The 17023-nt window shown below is 72.2% G+C and carries 16 protein-coding genes; 12 read left to right on the forward strand and 4 right to left on the reverse strand.

All coding sequences use genetic code 11. The features are described from left to right. The first annotated feature begins 3 nt into the window (after positions 1-3). Both P2L57_RS35240 and P2L57_RS35245 read left to right on the forward strand, forming a co-directional pair. Positions 4-768, forward strand: a complete 765-nt coding sequence (locus P2L57_RS35240) for a DUF5819 family protein (RefSeq protein WP_275821735.1) — start codon at positions 4-6, stop codon at positions 766-768. Then, positions 765-2021 (forward strand): HTTM domain-containing protein, encoded by a 1257-nt coding sequence (locus P2L57_RS35245; RefSeq protein ID WP_372516059.1) that lies wholly within the window; start codon positions 765-767, stop codon positions 2019-2021. Before P2L57_RS35240 ends, P2L57_RS35245 begins: the two co-directional genes overlap by 4 nt. Before the next feature lie 36 nt (positions 2022-2057). Here P2L57_RS35245 and P2L57_RS35250 read toward each other — a convergent pair whose 3' ends face one another. Together P2L57_RS35250 and paaN are read right to left on the reverse strand one after the other, a co-directional pair. Next, positions 2058-2831, reverse strand: a complete 774-nt coding sequence (locus P2L57_RS35250; RefSeq protein ID WP_275821736.1) for a TrmH family RNA methyltransferase — start codon at positions 2829-2831, stop codon at positions 2058-2060. A gap of 102 nt (positions 2832-2933) precedes the next feature. Then, positions 2934-4625 carry a phenylacetic acid degradation protein PaaN gene (paaN, locus tag P2L57_RS35255; protein ID WP_275821737.1) on the reverse strand — a complete coding sequence of 564 codons (1692 nt, stop codon included), beginning with the start codon at positions 4623-4625 and terminating at the stop codon, positions 2934-2936. A gap of 151 nt (positions 4626-4776) precedes the next feature. Here paaN and P2L57_RS35260 point away from each other — a divergent pair, with 151 nt between their 5' ends. Both P2L57_RS35260 and P2L57_RS35265 read left to right on the forward strand, forming a co-directional pair. Continuing rightward, positions 4777-6291, forward strand: a complete 1515-nt coding sequence (locus P2L57_RS35260; protein ID WP_275821738.1) for a 3-hydroxyacyl-CoA dehydrogenase — start codon at positions 4777-4779, stop codon at positions 6289-6291. A gap of 2 nt (positions 6292-6293) precedes the next feature. Then, positions 6294-6896 carry a TetR/AcrR family transcriptional regulator gene (locus P2L57_RS35265; RefSeq protein WP_275821813.1) on the forward strand — a complete coding sequence of 201 codons (603 nt, stop codon included), beginning with the start codon at positions 6294-6296 and terminating at the stop codon, positions 6894-6896. 36 nt (positions 6897-6932) lie between these two features. Here P2L57_RS35265 and P2L57_RS35270 read toward each other — a convergent pair whose 3' ends face one another. After that, a complete protein-coding gene (locus P2L57_RS35270; protein ID WP_275821740.1) occupies positions 6933-7532 on the reverse strand; it encodes an Lrp/AsnC family transcriptional regulator in 600 nt (199 codons plus the stop codon). Between the two features lie 196 nt (positions 7533-7728). Between P2L57_RS35270 and pdhA the strand changes: the two genes are divergently transcribed. The 5 genes from pdhA to P2L57_RS35295 all read left to right on the forward strand — a co-directional run bounded on the left by pdhA (position 7729) and on the right by P2L57_RS35295 (position 13968). After that, positions 7729-8919, forward strand: a complete 1191-nt coding sequence (gene pdhA / locus P2L57_RS35275) for a pyruvate dehydrogenase (acetyl-transferring) E1 component subunit alpha (RefSeq protein ID WP_275821742.1) — start codon at positions 7729-7731, stop codon at positions 8917-8919. Further along, positions 8916-9941: an alpha-ketoacid dehydrogenase subunit beta gene (locus P2L57_RS35280; protein ID WP_275821744.1), complete on the forward strand. Its 1026-nt coding sequence runs from the start codon at positions 8916-8918 to the stop codon at positions 9939-9941. The genes pdhA and P2L57_RS35280 overlap by 4 nt, the downstream gene beginning before the upstream one ends. Then, positions 9941-11287 (forward strand): dihydrolipoamide acetyltransferase family protein, encoded by a 1347-nt coding sequence (locus tag P2L57_RS35285; RefSeq protein ID WP_275821746.1) that lies wholly within the window; start codon positions 9941-9943, stop codon positions 11285-11287. Before P2L57_RS35280 ends, P2L57_RS35285 begins: the two co-directional genes overlap by 1 nt. Positions 11288-11446: 159 nt before the next feature. Further along, positions 11447-12373, forward strand: a complete 927-nt coding sequence (locus P2L57_RS35290) for an NTP transferase domain-containing protein (protein ID WP_275821748.1) — start codon at positions 11447-11449, stop codon at positions 12371-12373. After that, positions 12370-13968, forward strand: a complete 1599-nt coding sequence (locus P2L57_RS35295) for a molybdopterin-binding protein (RefSeq protein WP_275821750.1) — start codon at positions 12370-12372, stop codon at positions 13966-13968. The genes P2L57_RS35290 and P2L57_RS35295 overlap by 4 nt, the downstream gene beginning before the upstream one ends. Here P2L57_RS35295 and P2L57_RS35300 read toward each other — a convergent pair. Further along, a complete protein-coding gene (locus P2L57_RS35300; protein WP_275821752.1) occupies positions 13904-14251 on the reverse strand; it encodes a hypothetical protein in 348 nt (115 codons plus the stop codon). The two genes, P2L57_RS35295 and P2L57_RS35300, sit on opposite strands and share 65 nt — an antisense overlap. 132 nt (positions 14252-14383) lie before the next feature. Here P2L57_RS35300 and P2L57_RS35305 point away from each other — a divergent pair, with 132 nt between their 5' ends. The 3 genes from P2L57_RS35305 (at position 14384) to P2L57_RS35315 (ending at position 16951) form a co-directional block, all read left to right on the forward strand. Next, positions 14384-15361 carry an NAD(P)H-quinone oxidoreductase gene (locus P2L57_RS35305; protein ID WP_275821754.1) on the forward strand — a complete coding sequence of 326 codons (978 nt, stop codon included), beginning with the start codon at positions 14384-14386 and terminating at the stop codon, positions 15359-15361. Positions 15362-15512: 151 nt separating this feature from the next. Then, entirely contained in the window at positions 15513-16292 is a 780-nt protein-coding gene (locus P2L57_RS35310; protein WP_275821756.1) for a chromosomal replication initiator protein DnaA, read from the forward strand. A 104-nt stretch (positions 16293-16396) separates the two neighbouring features. Continuing rightward, entirely contained in the window at positions 16397-16951 is a 555-nt protein-coding gene (locus P2L57_RS35315) for a bacterial proteasome activator family protein (RefSeq protein WP_275821758.1), read from the forward strand. The last annotated feature ends 72 nt before the right edge of the window (positions 16952-17023 follow it).

Consider the following 17023-nt stretch of genomic DNA (forward strand, 5'->3'; position numbering starts at 1 on the left):
GACATGGAGCCACCCGAGGACAGGGCGGCGGAGGAGACAGCGAGATCGGATGTGCCCGGCGAGGACAACGGCACGCGGGCATCCGGCGACGCCGCCGCCGGTACTGCCGAGACCGCCGACGGCCCCGACGACCCCGACGACCCGGGCGGGATATCCAGCCTCTCGGTGACCTCGCGGATCGTGCTCGCCCTCGCCGTGGCGGCCGTCGCGGTCGGCGCCACCGTCCACCTCGCGATGGTCTTCCTGCACGTCGCCCCGACGAACACGGTCTCCCAGCAGTACGCGGGGACGATCAGCGACTACATCTATCCCGAGTTCGAGCAGAACTGGAAGCTCTTCGCGCCCAACCCCCTGCAGCAGAACAGCGACGTCCAGGCGCGCGCCGACGTCCGCAGGCCGGACGGCACCATCGCCACGACCGGCTGGGTGGATCTGACCGCGATGGATGTCGTGCAGATACGCCACAACCCGATCCCCAGCCACACCCAGCAGAACGAACTGCGCCGCGCCTGGTCCTTCTACACCGACTCGCACGACGACCAGAACCGCTCCAACGGGCTGCGCGGCGACCTCGCGCAGTCCTACATCCTGCGGATCGTGGCGCACCGCTTCGGGCCGCGCCTCAACGGCGGCGACGTACAGCGCATCCAGGTGCGCTCGGCGACCACCGCCGTGGCCGCCCCGCCGTGGAGCACGGAGAAGATCGACACCCGGACCTACTACCGCGTACTCCCGTGGTGGGCCGTCAGCCCCGAGGACTTCACGTGACCGACAAGCCCGCCGCCGGGCCGCGCCCCTCGACCGGCTCCGCCGCGACCGTCCCTTCCCCGTTCGCAGGCCTGCTGCGCGGCACCGATCGCGCGATCGTCCGCGGTCTGGCCCGGATCACCGGCAGCGCCGTCGCGCCCTACCAGTCAGCGGTCGTCCGTATCGGCTTCTCGCTGACCTGGCTGCTCTTCCTGGTGCGTGAATGGCCGCACCGCAGCGAGCTCTACGGGCCGGACAGCCCGTGGAGTTGGGGCATGGCACGCGCGCTGATCGGTTCCAACCACGCGTTCAGCGCACTGATGTGGTCCGACAGCAGGCTGTGGTTCGAGGTCGTCTACACCGCCGCCATCGCGACCAGCGTCATGCTGCTGCTCGGCTGGCGGACCCGTACCGCGTCGATCCTGTTCATGGTTGGTGTGCTGGCGCTGCAGAACCGGAGCGTCTTCGTTGGGGACGGCGGCGACAACGTCCTGCACATCATGTCGATCTATCTGGCGTTCACCCGCTGCGGCCAGGTCTGGTCACTGGACAGCCGACGCGCCCGGCGTACCGCCGCCGGTGCTGACGGGCGTGACCGTGATCCGGTGGGGATCGCCCTGTGGACCGTCTTCGCCCTCGTACTGCTCTGGGTCACCGCCCTCGGCGACCTCAGCGGGTTCTGGGCGATCGCCTTGTGGACAGCCCTGGCGGCGCAGGCGGCCTGGTGGCTGGTGCGCCGCCATGCGCCCGGCGAGCCGCGGACCGTGCTCGACATGATCGCCAATCTGGTGCACGGAGGGGCGATGCTGGTCATCGTCGTCGAGGTGTGCCTGGTCTACGCGACGGCCGGCTGGTACAAGATCCAAGGGTCGCGCTGGGAGGACGGCACCGCCCTCTACTACCCGCTGCACCTCAACGACTTCACCCCCTGGCCCGCGCTCTCCCACGCGCTCGCGGGCAACGGCCTGATCGTCATGCTGATCACCTATGGCACGGTGATCGTGCAGGTCGCCTTCCCCTTCACGCTGTTCAACCGACGGGTGAAGAACGTGCTGCTCGCCGTGATGATGTGCGAGCACGCGGGTATCGCGGTCGTGTTGGGGCTGCCGTTCTTCTCCCTGGCGATGATCGCGGCGGATGCCGTCTTCCTGCCCACCGGATTCCTGCGCTGGTTCGGCGACCGTGCCGTCCGCCTGCTGCGACCCGCCCGCAGGGTCGTCATCCCACGGCAGCGGTCCGCGGACGAACCGGCAGCGTCCACCCTCGTGAGGTGAAGCCGGACGGCTGGCGCCCGTCCCGCCGGGCGGGTGCTAGGCGCCGGCCCGCGGTGACGGGTGCCGAGTCGTCGACATCCAGTGGAACAGGCCCATGGCGACGCTGGTGGCCAGATTGAAGCTGGACACCTGGGGGCGCATGGGTACCGCGAGCAACTTCGTTGCCTGGTCGCGGAGTTGCGCGGAGACGCCATGCCGCTCCGAGCCGAACACCAGCAGCGCGTCGTCCGGGAGGACGGTCGACCGGATGTCCTCGCCCTCCGGGTCGAGGACGTACAGCGGGCCCCGCGGAAGTCCAGCGGGGTCCAGCCGTTCGACGGCGGTGGCGAAGTGCAGCCCCGCGCTGGCGCGCACGGCGTTGGGGTGCCAAGGATCGGCGTCGCCGGTGGTGATGACTCCCGTGGCGTCGAACCCCGCGGCGAGACGGATGACGGCGCCGACATTGCCCAGGTTCCGGGGATTGTCCAGCACCACGATGGGAGTGGGACGGGGCAGCCGGTTCAGCGTCTCCATATTGGCCTGAGTGCTGGGCCTGGTGGCGAGAGCCGCGATGCCCGTCGGATGGGCTCTCGGCACCAACTCCCGCAGGACTTTCGCTGGAACCTCCCGGGCGATCGAGCCAAGGCGATCCGTGATGTCGCTCGCCAAGCTCTCGGACAGTGCCCGTACGGCAGCCATGTCGCTCGTCAGCACCAGCCGCACATCCGCGCCGAAGCGCAGCGCGTGCTTCAGCGCGTGGAAGCCGTCCAGCAGAACGGCATCGGGGGCGGTCTCGCGCCACGCCGCGGCGACGGCTTCGTCCTCGCTCATGGCCTCAGCCTACGGTCCGCCCCGAGCCCCGGCGGACGGCACTTGGCGCCGCCCGCCGGGCGACCCCCGGGCAGGGGTCGCCCGCCAGCCGTCGCGCCACGGCTACTGCGGCCTGCGCACCTCCACGGTCCTGAACCGGTTCGCCACGAACGCCCCGTCGCACAGCGCCGAGTTGGCCGCCGGATTGCCTCCGGTGCCGTGGAAGTCGGCGAAGGCGGCGGTCTGGTTCACGTACACACCGCCGGTCAGGTTCAGCGACAACTGGGCGGACTCCTCGACGCACACCTCCTCGACGGCTCGCTCCACCTCCGGTGACGTGGTGTACGCGCCGACCGTCATCGCTCCCTTCTCGCGGATCGTGCGGCGCAGCAGCGCGGTCGCGTCCGCTGTGGAGTCCACCGCGACGGCGAAGGAGACCGGGCCGAAGCACTCGGACAGATACGCCGCTTCCGCGTCCGGCTTCGCGCTGTCCAGCGAGACGATCACCGGGGTGCGAACCACGGCGTCCGGGAACTCCGGATGTGCCACGGTCCGTGAGGGCAGCGCCACCGAACCCAGCGACGGTGCGGCCTCAAGCCGCTCCAGCACCTGGGGGTTGACGATCGCGCCCAGCAGCGCGTTGGCTCGGGCGTCGTCGCCCAGCAGCCCCTGCACGGCCGCCGCGAGGTCGGCCACCACCTCGTCGTAGCCCTTGTGCCCGGCGTCGGTGTCGATGCCGTCGCGGGGGATCAGCAGGTTCTGCGGGGTGGTGCACATCTGTCCGCTGTAGAGCGACAGGGCGAACGCGAGATTGGAGAGCATGCCGCGGTAGTCGTCGGTGGAGTCGATGACCACCGTGTTCACCCCGGCCTTCTCGGTGAAGACCTGTGCCTGCCGGGCGTTGGCCTCCAGCCAGTCGCCGAACGCGGTCGAACCGGTGTAGTCGATGATCCGGATCTCCGGCCGGACGGCGAGCGACTTGGCGAGCCCCTCGTCCGGCCGTTCGGCCGCCAGACACACCAGGTTCGGGTCGAAACCGGCCTCCGCCAGCACCTCGCGCGCCACCCGGACGGTGAGCGCCAGCGGCAGCACGGCCCGCGGATGCGGCTTGACCAGTACCGGGTTGCCGGTCGCCAGGGAGGCGAACAGGCCGGGGAAGCCGTTCCAGGTCGGGAAGGTGTTGCAGCCGATGAGCAGGGCGATCCCGCGCGGCACGGCGGTGAACGTGGTCCGCAGCCGCAGCGGATCGCGCTTGCCCTGCGGCTTGACCCAGTCAGCCCCGCCGGGCACGCGGGTCTGCTCCTCGTAGGCGTAGGCCACCGCCTCAAGCCCGCGGTCCTGCGCGTGCGGCCCGCCCGCCTGGAAGGCCATGGTGAACGCCTGGCCGGTGGTGTGCATCACCGCGTGGGCGAACTCATGGCTGGCCGCGTTGATCCGGGTCAGGATCTCCAGGCACACCATGGCGCGGGTCTCGGCTCCGGCGTCCCGCCAGCGCGGGATCGCGGCCAGCATCGCGGGCAGCAGGGCGTCGACGTCCGGGTGCGGATAGCTGACCGCCAACTCGATGCCGTACGGGGAGACTTCGCCGCCCGTCCAGTCGTCCGTGCCGGGCTGGTCCAGGGCGAAGCGCTGCCCCAGCACCGCCTCGAAGGCGGCCTTTCCGTCGGCCGGGCTCAGCCCGGCGCCGTCTCCGTAGGCCTTCGGATGTTCGGGATACGGCGACCAGTACTCACGAGTACGGATCGCTTGGAGAGCCTTGTCCAAAGTGGCTCGATGCCGTTCGATCAGCTGTGCGGCGGAAAGCTCTGCGGCCATTCGGCCACTCCTCGTCGAGTGGGCCCTCCCGTGCTCTGGGGCACGGGGGCGGGTACGGGCAATATGGTGTCGCGGGACAAGTCTTGACCGAATGGTCGGTCGGGGCAAGAGGGGCTTTCGGTCCTGTGGAAAAGTCTGGGGAGCGGAGACGATGAACAAACCGGTCGCGCGCACCACGGTCGCCGTCGTCGGCACCGGCACCATGGGTCAGGGAATCGCGCAGGTCGCGCTGGTCGCGGGCCATCCGGTGCTGCTCTACGACGCGGTGCCCGGCCGGGCCGAGCAGGCCGCCGGGGCGATATCCGCCCGGCTCGACCGGCTGCTGGAAAAGGGCCGGGTCGGCAAGGAAGCGCATGACGCCGCCGTCGCCGCGATCACCCCGGTGGGCGAACTGGACGCTCTCGCGCCCGCCGGTCTGGTCATCGAGGCGATCGCCGAGGACCTGTCCGTGAAGCAACGGCTGTTCGCCGACCTCGAAGCGGTCGTCGCGGACGGCTGCGTGCTGGCGACCAACACCTCATCGCTGTCCGTCACCGCCATCGCGGGCGCACTGCGGGCGCCCGGCCGCTTCGTCGGCCTGCACTTCTTCAACCCGGCACCGCTGCTTCCGCTGGTCGAGGTCGTCTCCGGGCACGCCACCGACCCGGCGGTGGCCGACTTCGCGTACGACACGGCGGCGGGCTGGAGCAAGACGCCGGTGCGCTGCACCGACACCCCCGGCTTCATCGTCAACCGGATCGCCCGCCCCTTCTACGCGGAAGCGTTCCGCCTCTACGAGGAGCGCGCGGCCGATCCGGCCACCATCGACGCGGTGCTCCGCGAGTGCGGCGGCTTCCGCATGGGCCCGTTCGAGCTCACCGACCTGATCGGCCAGGACGTCAACGAAGCGGTGACCAGGTCGGTTTGGGAATCCTTCTTCCAGGACCCGAAGTTCACTCCCTCGCTCGCCCAGCGCCGTCTCGTCGAATCCGGGCTGCACGGCCGCAAGTCCGGCCGCGGCTGGTTCCGTTACGAACCGCAGGCGGAGCAGCCGGTACCGCACACCGCGCCGCCGAGCGACCCGCCGGAGTCGGTGGCCTTCACCGACGGCCCGGGCCCGGCGCGCGAGTTGGTCCGGCTGATCGAGGAGGCGGGCATCCCGGTCCGCCGCTCGGGCGTCGGCCGCTACGGCTTCCTCGCGCTGCCCGGATCCGGGCAGCTGATGCTCGCGGACGGTTCGCTCGCGGCGAGTCATGGCGCGGACACCGTTCAGTACGACCTCGCGTTGGACTACCGGGCCGCGACCCGGATCGCGGTGGCCCCCGCGAAGGGCGCGGCGCCGGAGGCCGTGGCGGCGGCGATCGGCCTCTTCCAGGCGCTCGGCAAGCAGGTCAGCGTGGTTCGTGACACCCCCGGGCTGATCGTCGCCCGCACCGTGGCGATGCTGGTCGACTTCGCGGCGGACGCCGTCGCCAGGGGCGTCACCTCGGCCGCCGACATCGACACCGCCATGCGGCTCGGGGTCAACTACCCGCTCGGACCCCTGGAGTGGGGTGAGCGGTTGAGCCCGCACTGGGTGGCCGGCGTGCTCGACCAACTGCACGGCGGGTACCCCACCGGCCGCTACGCGCCGTCCGTGGCGCTGAGCCGCTGGCGCATGTCGCCGGGAGGTGTGCTCTCATCATGACCATGGCACAGCGCGGTACCTCCGACCCCAAGCGGGACACTTACACGCCCGAAACGCTCCTCGCGGTCGCCGTTGAGGTGTTCAACGAGCGCGGCTACGACGGGACATCCATGGAGCATCTGTCGCGCGCCGCCGGTATCTCCAAGTCGTCGATCTACCACCATGTGCGCGGCAAGGAGGAGTTGCTGGAGCGCGCGGTCGGTCGGGCCCTCGACGGGCTCTTCGGCATCCTGGAGGAGCCGCGGGCGCTCCGGGGCCGCGCCGTGGAACGGCTGGAGTACGTCGTGCACCGCACGTCCGACGTCCTGATGGCGGAGTTGCCGTACGTCACCTTGCTGTTGCGGGTCCGCGGGAACACCCACACGGAGCGCTGGGCGTTGGAGCGGCGGCGGGAATTCGACCAGCGGGTGGCGGAGTTGCTCAACGCGGCCGTCGCCGACGGCGACCTACGGGCGGACGTCGACGTCCGCCTGGCCACCCGGCTGCTGTTCGGCATGATCAACTCGATTGTGGAGTGGTACCGGCCGCCCAGCGACGGCCCGGCGGTCAGCACCCAGGTGTCGGACACCGTGGTCCGGCTCGCCTTCGACGGCCTTCGTACCTAGCGCCGGGCCCGTACCGCACTCGTCCTTGCGGTACGCCTACCGGGAGTCACCTTGCGGCGCCGCTCCGGGCGGGGCGGCGGGCCTGCGGCTGATGCCGCGGCTCTCCGGCCCGGCGGCGGCAGCCGCTGGCGGCGTGTTCCCCGTGGGCACGCAGTAGTCGTCCACGACCAGGTCCGTCTCCTCGAAGACCAGCAGTGTCCGGCTGCTCAACACCTCCGGTATGGCCTGGATCCGGGTCAGCACCAGCTCCCGCAGGGTGCGGTTGTCGGCGGTGTGGACCAGCATCAGCACATCGAAGTCCCCGCTGACCAGGGCGATGTGCGCGACGCCCGGCAGGGTGAGGAGCTGCTCGCGGACGGTGCGCCACGAGTTCTGGACGATCTTGAGTGTGATGTACGCGGACGCGCCCTGGCCTGCCCGCTCGTGATCCACGCGGGCGGCGAAGCCGCGGATGATCCCGTCGTCTATCAGGCGGTTGATGCGCGCGTACGCGTTCGCGCGGGAGACGTGCACCCGGTCGGCCACGGAGCGTATCGACGCCCTGCCGTCCTCCTGGAGCAGGCGCAGGATCGCCCGGTCTATGGCGTCCAGAGAACGCGCGGGCTGCTGGAACTCGGCCATCTGTTCAGTCGCCATCCCCCCGGGCCTCCCTACCATGGACGTACTGCCTCCATCACAGGGTGTGGAGAACCGTTTGTCCACAGGCTGAACGCGAGTGTGGCCAAAATGCCGCCAACGACCGAACAATCGGTAGGCGAGTGGAACCCCACTCGCCCTGCGTGGCACTCGCCCTTCGGCGGGTGCGCGGACACCGCCCATGAGGAGGTGCGCAATGGCCCACCTGTCCCCACCGTCGCCGGCCGCCGCCGGTCCCGCGAAGCGCTCCGCGCGGCCCGCCAAGACGCCGCCGGAGGCCACCGGCCCCGGCCATACTCCGCCGCCCGGTTGGCACCCCCGGATCGACCCGGCACCGCTGCTGCCGGAGCCGGAGCCCTACCGGCTGCTCGGCACCCCCGCCGCCCGGGACGTCGACCCCGCACTGCTGCGCCGGTTGTACGAGGAGCTGGTGCGCGGCCGCCGCTACAACCGGCAGGCGACCGCCCTCACCCAGCAGGGCAGGCTGGCGGTGTATCCGTCGAGCACCGGGCAGGAGGCCTGCCAGGTCGCCGCGGCGCTGGCGCTGCGGCCGCAGGACTGGCTCTTCCCCAGTTACCGGGACACCCTCGCGGTCGTCGCACGGGGCGTCGACCCGGTGCAGGCACTGACCCTGCTCCGCGGGGACTGGCACACCGGATACGACCCGCGGGCGCGGCATGTCGCACCGCTGTGCACCCCGCTGGCCACCCAGCTTCCCCATGCGGTCGGCCTCGCGCACGCGGCCCGGCTGGCGGGCGATGACACGGTGGCGCTCGCGCTCGTCGGTGACGGCGGCACCAGCGAGGGCGACTTCCACGAGGCGCTCAACTTCGCCGCGGTATGGCACGCACCGGTTGTCTTCCTGATACAGAACAACGGATTCGCGATCTCGGTACCGCTGGAGAAGCAGACCGCCGCGCCGTCGCTCGCCCACAAGGCCGTCGGCTACGGGATGCCGGGACGCCTGGTGGACGGAAACGACGCCCCGGCCGTGCACCAGGTGCTGAGCGAGGCGATCGAACGGGCCAGGACCGGAGGCGGTCCCACGCTGGTCGAGGCCGTCACCTACCGGATAGACGCCCACACCAACGCCGATGACGCCACCCGCTACCGCGATGCCGTACAGGTCGATCAGTGGCGCGCGCACGATCCCATCGACCTGCTGGAGCGCGAGCTGCGCGACCGGGACCTCATCGATGACGCGGAGCTGAAGGCCGTCGCGGAGAGCGCCGAAGCGCTGGCGGCGCGGCTGCGCGAGGAGATGAACGCAGATCCGGTGCTGGACCCGATGGAGCTGTTCGACCACGTCTACGCCGAGCAGACCGCTCAACTACGCGAACAGGCCGCCCAGCTGCGGGCTGAGCTGGATGCCGAGGAGGACCGATGAGCACCGCGACCGCTCCGGCGTCCGCGCCCGCCGCGCGCAAACCGGCCACCATGGCCCAGGCGTTGCGCCAGGCGCTGCATGACGCCCTTGCGGACGATGCCAGCGTCCACGTCCTCGGCGAGGACGTCGGCACCCTCGGCGGCGTCTTCCGGATCACCGACGGCCTCACCAAGGAGTTCGGCCCTGACCGGGTCACCGACACCCCGCTGGCCGAGGCCGGAATCCTGGGCACCGCGGTCGGCATGGCGATGTACGGGCTGCGGCCGGTGGTGGAGATGCAGTTCGACGCCTTCGCCTATCCGGCGATAGAGCAACTGATCAGCCATGTCGCCAGGATGCGCAACCGCACGCGAGGCGCGATGCCGCTGCCGATCACCATACGGATTCCCTACGGCGGCGGGATCGGCGGTGTCGAGCACCACAGCGACTCCTCGGAGGCGTACTACCTGCACACGCCCGGACTGCACGTCGTCACCCCGGCGACCGTCGCGGACGCCTACGGACTGCTGCGCGCTTCGATCGCCTCCGATGACCCCGTGGTCTTCCTGGAGCCCAAGCGGCTGTACTGGTCCAAGGCCGACTGGTCGGCCGACGCACCGCAGGGCGTGCCGCCGCTGGGGCGGGCCGTGGTGCGCCGCGCCGGGCGCTCGGCGACCCTGATCACCTACGGCCCCTCGCTGCCGGTGTGCCTGGAGGCGGCCGAGGCGGGGCGGCAGGAGGGCTGGGACCTGGAGGTCGTCGATCTGCGGAGCCTGGTCCCGTTCGACGACGAGACGGTGTGCGACTCGGTACGCAGGACGGGCCGCGCGGTGGTCGTCCACGAGTCGAGCGGATTCGGCGGGGCGGGCGCGGAGATAGCGGCCCGGATCACCGAGCGCTGCTTCCACCACTTGGCGGCTCCGGTGCTGCGCGTCGCGGGCTTTGACATCCCCTATCCGCCGCCGATGCTGGAGCGGTACCACCTGCCCGGTGTCGACCGGGTACTGGACGCGGTGGCCCGTTTGCAGTGGGAGGCGAACTGATGCCGCAGGTGTTGGAGTTCACCCTGCCCGACCTGGGGGAGGGGTTGACCGAGGCCGAGATCGTACGGTGGCTGGTCGAGGTCGGCGATGTGGTCGCCGTCGACCAGCCGGTGGTCGAGGTCGAGACGGCGAAGGCCATGGTCGAGGTGCCGTGTCCCTACGGTGGCGTGGTCACCGCGCGGTTCGGCGAGCCGGGTGACGAAGTGCCGGTCGGCAAGCCGCTGGTGACGGTCGCGGTGGACGGTCAGGGTGCCGCGCCGGAGTCCGTCGCGGACTTTCCGGACACCGCGCGCCAGACCGGTGGCTCCGGCGCTGAGTCGGGTTCCGGGAGCGTGCTCGTCGGGTACGGGACGGGCGGCGCGGCTCCGCGCCGGCGCCGGGTCCGGCCGGGCGCGGACGTGCGCGCCGAAGACGGTGCGGAAGGCGGTGCGGAAGGCGGCGTCGCCGAGGGACCGGTGCCCGTCGTCTCCCCGCTTGTCCGTCGGCTGGCGCGTGAACACGGCCTGGATCTGCGTACGTTGCGCGGCACCGGGAAGAACGGCCTGATACTGCGCACGGACGTCGAGCGCGCCATCGCCGCGGCGGAGCCCGCGACCGTCCCCGCCCTCGCCAACGGGTCTGCCACACAGGCCGGTTCGCCGGTGGCCGTCGGTACGGAGACCCGGGTGCCGTTGCGCGGCCTGCGCGGCCTGGTCGCCGAGAAGCTGTCCCGCAGCCGACGGGAGATCCCCGACGCCACCACCTGGGTGGACGCCGACGCCACGGAGCTGCTGGCGGTGCGGGCCGCGATGAACGCCGCCAGCGGTGCCCGGAAAGTGTCGGTGCTGGCGCTGCTGGCCCGTATCTGCACCGCGGCGCTGGCCCGCTACCCCGAGCTCAACGCCAGGGTGGACACCGAGCGCAACGAGATAGTGCGGCTGCCGGCCGTGCATCTCGGATTCGCCGCGCAGACCGACCGCGGCCTGGTCGTACCGGTGATCAGGGACGCCCACGCCCGGACGACCGAAGAGCTGGCGGCGGAGATCGCCCGCCTCACCGAGGCGGCCCGCGCGGGCACGCTCAGCCCCGCCGAACTCACCGGAGGCACCTTCACGCTCAACAACTACGGGGTGTTCGGGGTCGACGGCTCCACGCCGATCATCAACCACCCCGAGGCGGCGATGCTCGGCGTCGGGCGAATAGCGGCCAAACCGTGGGTTCATGAAGGCGAGTTGGCGGTACGGCAGGTCGTCCAACTGTCCTTCACCTTCGATCACCGGGTCTGCGACGGCGGAACGTCCGGCGGCTTCCTGCGCTTCGTCGCGGACTGTGTGGAGCAGCCCGCGGTGCTGCTGCGCGGCGTGTAGGCCGCGGGGCCGCTCTGGGGGGCGGAGACGGGTGGTTCGGCGCCGGGGGCTCGGCCGTGGGGGTTGCTCGCTGTTGCGGCGGGATCCTTCTGGGCCAGGCCCCCGCTTTCGGGGGCAAGCCCACACCCCCTGTGGGGGCGGCGGGGCATACTCGCGGGCATGGGGATCAGGACCGGATACGACGCCGTCGTGCTCGCCGGGGGCGCCGCGCGACGGTTGGGCGGGGCCGACAAACCGGCCCTTCGGGTGGGCGGTACGACTCTGCTCGACCGCGTGCTCGACGCCTGCGCGGGCGCGGGCGCCACGGTCGTCGTGGGGCCGCGCCGCCACACCCTGCGGCCGGTTCGGTGGACCCGGGAGAGCCCGCCCGGCGGCGGTCCGCTGCCCGCCTTGGCGGCGGGGCTCCGGCACACCTCGGCGGAGCTGGTCCTCGTCCTCGCCGCCGACCTGCCGTTCCTCACCCCGGCGACGGTGGCCGCACTGCTCGACGCGGTATCCGCCGATGCCGACGGTGCCGTGCTGGTGGACCCGGAGGGCATCGAGAACCCACTGGTCGCCGCGTACCGCGCGGCCGGGCTGCGCCGCGAACTCGACCTGCTGGTGGAGGAGCGCGGCGCTTTGGACGGCCTGCCGCTGCGGCGGCTCACCGCCCGGCTGGAACTGCGGCGGCTACCCGACCCGGGCGGCCTGGCCTCCTTCGACTGCGACACCTGGGATGCCCTGGATACCGCCCGCGCGCGGATCAGGGAGCATGGACATGTGCTGGACGAATGGATTGCCGCGGCCAAGGCCGAACTCGGTATCGACCTCGATGTCGACACCGCGACCCTGCTCGACCTCGCGCGCGACGCCGCGCACGGAGTGGCCCGCCCGGCCGCACCGCTGACGACGTTCCTGGTCGGATACGCGGCGGCGGGCGCGGGCGGTGGGCCCGAGGCGGTGGCGGAGGCCACCCGCAAGGCCGCGGAGCTCGCCCGGCGTTGGGCCGCGGAGAGCACCGGGAACGCCGGGGTCGGCGAGAACCCCGGGGGCACCGCGGCCGACGGCGGCTCGGGTGAGCACGGGGCGGGAACGTCCGCCCGATGACCCCCTTCGCCGCATCCGGCCACCGGACGACCAACCCCCGCGAGGGCGCCGCCCCCGCCTCCGAGGCGACCGACCCCCGTGAGGGCGCCGCCTCCGCCTGCGAGGCGACCGACCCCCGTGAGGGTGCCGCCTCCGCCTGCGAGGCGACCGACCCCCGTGAGGGTGCCGCCTCCGCCTGCGATGTGGCCGATGCCTGCGGATGTGACCCGGCTCCCGCGGCCTCCGAGGCGACCGGCCCCCGTGAGGGTGCAGTCCCCGCCTCCGATGTGGCCGATGCTCGCGTGGGCGCCGCCTCGGTCTCCGATGTGACCGACCCCCGTGAGGGCGCCGTCCCCGCCTCCGAGGCGACCGACCCCCGTGAGGGCGCCGCACCCGATGTCGCTCTGCCCTGGACCGAGGCGTGTCGCGTCGCGCGGGGCGCGGGGCGGCGGCTGGCCGCGGTGCGGCGGTCGCTGGACGACGCGGTGGGCGGCGTGCTGGACGGGCCGCTGGAGGCGTTGACGGATCTGCCCGCGTTCGACACCTCGGCGATGGACGGCTGGGCGGTCGCCGGTCCCGGGCCCTGGCAGGTGGTCGGCGAGGCGCTGGCCGGACAGCGCCCGCACCCCGCACTGCTGAACGGCCAAGCGGTCCGCATCGCCACGGGAGCCGCGGTTCCGCCCGGGGCGACCGCCGTCATACGCAGGGAACACGGGCGTATCGCCCAGGACCCCACCACTCCCCAGTCGACCTCCCCGCACCGCGCCGGTCCCGAACGGCCGCACCTCACGGTCGCGCGGCCGCCGGTTCCCGGTCAGGACGTGCGGCCGCGCGGTCAGGAGTGCCGCGCGGGCGACCGGCTGCTGCCGTCCGGCAGCGCTGTCACCGCGGCGGTCCTCGGGCTGGCGGCGGCGGCCGGATACGACGAGCTGCGCGTCGTCCCGCGGCCCCGGGTGGATCTCCTCGTACTCGGTGACGAGTTGCTGTGGCACGGTCTGCCGCGCGACGGCCGGGTGAGGGACGCGCTCGGTCCGCTGCTCGCGCCCTGGCTGCGCCGACTCGGCGGTGAGGTCGGTGCCGTACGGAGGCTGGGCGATGACCCGGAGCTGCTGTACCGGGCCGTGAGCGACAGCGAGGCCGACCTGGTGGTCACCACCGGGGGCACGGCGTCGGGACCGGTCGACTTCGTCCACCCCGTGCTGCGCCGACTTGGCGCGCGCCTGCTGGTGGACGGCGTCGCGGTGCGCCCAGGACATCCGATGCTGGTGGCCCAACTCACCGGCGGGCGGCCGTTCGTCGGGCTGCCGGGCAATCCGCTCGCCGCGGTGTCCGGTGTGCTGACACTCGTCGCGCCCGTCCTGCGGACGCTCGGCGGACGCCCGGAACCCGCCACGCGGCGCGCCGTGTTGACCGATGGCGTTCCCGGACATCCCACGGACACCCGGCTGGTGCCGGTCGCGCTCAACGAGCGGACGAACACGGCCGAACCGCTGCGCTTCCACGGTCCCGCGATGCTGCGCGGTCTCGCGGCGGCGGACGCGATGGCGGTGATCACGCCCGGTGGTGCGGCATCGGCCGGAACCGAGGTCGCCGTCCTGGACCTCGACTGGGACTAGCCGACCGCACGCCGACCCCGCCGCCCGCGTTGTCGTGGTAGCCCTCGCGGTCCGCGTGGACGATGAACGCCGTCGCGACCAGCACCGCGGCGGCGATCGCCAGACGCCGGCCCACCTGCCGCAACGGCGCCACCGCGGCTTCGGCGGGCAGCAGCACATGGCCGCCGGCCGCGGGGTCCAGGGCGGCAGCGGTGGCGGCATCCGCATCGGCGTCGGTGGCGGCAGCGTTCCGCGGCGACCGCAGTCGGGGTGCTCTGCCGTTCCTCGGCCGAGGGTCTGTCATCTCGGGTACGTCGGGTGCGTGGGGGAGCCGCGGCGGCGGTGGCGTATCGGGCGTTCCGCGGTGTCGGCGGTGCCTTGCGCCGCGGTCCCATGGTCGCTGATGCGAAGGGGCGCGCGGAGTAGCCTCGCGCTCATGTACGCGATCACGATTCCCGACCCCGGCGGTCCGGAGGCCCTGGTGTGGGCCGAGGTCCCCGACCCCGAACCAGGCGAGGGCGAGGTGCTGGTCGATGTGGTGGCCAGTGCCGTCAACCGCGCCGATCTGCTGCAGCGTCAGGGCTTCTACGATCCGCCGCCCGGCGCTCCCCCGTACCCGGGTCTGGAGTGCTCGGGGCGGATCTCGGCGCTCGGCCCGGGCGTCTCCGGCTGGTCGGTCGGCGACGAGGTGTGTGCGCTGCTCTCGGGCGGCGGCTACGCGCATCGGGTGGCCGTCCCGGCGGGCCAACTGCTCCCCGTCCCCAGAGGTGTTGACCTCGTGGAGGCGGCCGCGCTGCCCGAGGTCGCCGCGACGGTGTGGTCCAACGTCTTCATGATCGCCCATCTGCGGCCGGGCGAGACGCTGTTGGTGCACGGCGGTGCGAGCGGTATCGGCACCATGGCGGTCCAGCTCGCCAAGGCGGTCGGCGCCCGGGTCGCCGTGACGGCCTCGGGACAGCAGAAGCTGGAGCGCTGCCGCGAGTTGGGCGCGGATGTCCTGATCAACTACCGGGAGCAGGACTTCGTCGAGGAACTGCGCACGGCCACCGACGGCACTGGCGCGGACGTCATTCTCGACATCGTCGGCGCCAAGTACCTCAGCCGGAACGTGGACGCGCTGGCGGTCAACGGCCGTCTTGCCATCATCGGCCTACAGGGCGGCACGAAGGCCGAGTTGGACCTCGGCAAGCTGCTGGGCAAGCGCGCCGCGGTGATGGCCACATCGCTGCGCGGCCGCCCGCTCGACGAGAAGGCGGCGATCATCGCGGCGGTGCGCGAACATGTCTGGCCGCTGATCGAGAGCGGCCGGGTCAGGCCGATTGTGGACCGCACCCTCCCGATGCGCGAAGCGGCGCAGGCGCACCGGGTGGTCGAGGCGAGCGAGCACGTGGGCAAGGTCGTACTCGTCGTCTGAGCGGGTCCGTGGCGAAGGGGGCGACGGAGGAGTTCCGGCGCCCCCTTCGCGCGTCCATCATCCGCCGTCTGCCCGAGATGCCGGGATTGTTGCTCTATGTAACGCTGAAGGCACCGGACGATTCAGCCATGGAAGGCGGAGGTGCCGTGCCGTGACGTCAGCAGCCCGAAACCGGTACGCGCCCGGCAGGGCAGCGGGTCTCGCCATCGCCGTATCGGCCACGCTGATGTCCTTCGCAGTGCACGCGCCGCCCGCCGCCGCGCACTCGCACCGCATACACCACGGCTGCATACACCGCAGCCGCGTACACCACATACGGCAGCCGCAGCCCGGCTCCGTGACCCACACCGCGCCGCGCGCCCCGCACCGCCTCTCGACGGCGCGACCGAAGCCCGGCGGGCTGGCCGGGACCAGGGCGGGCGAAGGCCGCAGGCATCCGGGGCGCGGCGCCGACCAGCCGGAACTCGGCGTACCGGCGCCCGCGCATCCCGCCGAACCCCAGCATCGGACACCCGACGCCGCACCGCGTGACCGCGCCCCCGCCCACCCGCCGCGGCCAGGGCACATACCCCGGCCGCCGCACCAGCCCCGCCGGCCCCAGCGGTCCGAGCGGGACGGATCGGCGGCCGACGCCGCGATGCTGCCGGACCCGTGGCAGGACGGCGCCCTCGACCCGTGGCAGGACGAGGAGGACCCACCGCAGGCGGGGGACGTGCGTCCGCACGTCACCAGGACCATGGACCCGCCCGCACCGCAGCCCTCGCAGCCAGTCGCCCCCAGCGCCTCGCCCACCGGCTCCGCCGTCCTCGGCGCAGGTCAGGCTGCCCGCCGCCCCGGTGGCCCGGTGTTCGACATACTGCCGCTCGGCACCGGCTTCGCCCTGATCGGCCTCGGGTTCGGCTTCATAGCGCTGCGACTGCGCCGCCGCTGAGGGGCCGCTTATGTCAGAAACCCGGGGGAAGGCGGTAGGAGGGTGGATCACGTGTGCGCCGGGGCACACCCAAGGGTGAACCAGGTGTGCGAGAGAATGGCGGCATGGAGATGCCGATGAACGAACGGTCGCAGCAGGACAACCCGCATGTGCTGGTCGTCGGCCCGGACGGAATGGCCCTGGGCGGCCAGAGCGGTCAGGAAGGCGAGTCTCGCGAGGTTCCGGTCACCGAGATGGTCGAGCAGCCCGCGAAGGTCATGCGCATCGGCAGCATGATCAAGCAGCTTCTGGAGGAAGTGCGGGCGGCACCTCTCGACGAGGCGAGTCGACAGCGCCTCAAGGAGATCCACCACAGCTCGATCAAGGAGCTGGAAGACGGTCTGGCACCGGAGCTCGTCGAGGAGTTGGAGCGGCTCTCGCTCCCGTTCACCGAGGAGAGCGTGCCGAGCGAGGCCGAACTGCGCATCGCCCAGGCCCAGTTGGTCGGCTGGCTGGAGGGCCTGTTCCACGGCATCCAGACCACCCTGTTCGCCCAGCAGATGGCCGCACGGGCGCAGTTGGAGCAGATGAGGCGCGCTCTTCCGCCGGGACTTGTCTCGGGCCATGAGGACGAGGAGGGCGGCCACCCGGGCGCCACCCGCTCGGGGCCGTACCTGTAGCCCGCGGGAAACGAAGGGTCCCGGCACACTTGGCGTGTGCCGGGACCCTTCGTGTTCGGCCGTCAGTCGTCG

Origin of the sequence: Streptantibioticus ferralitis (assembly GCF_029223525.1) — a bacterium.
GTDB lineage: Bacteria > Actinomycetota > Actinomycetes > Streptomycetales > Streptomycetaceae > Streptantibioticus_A > Streptantibioticus_A ferralitis.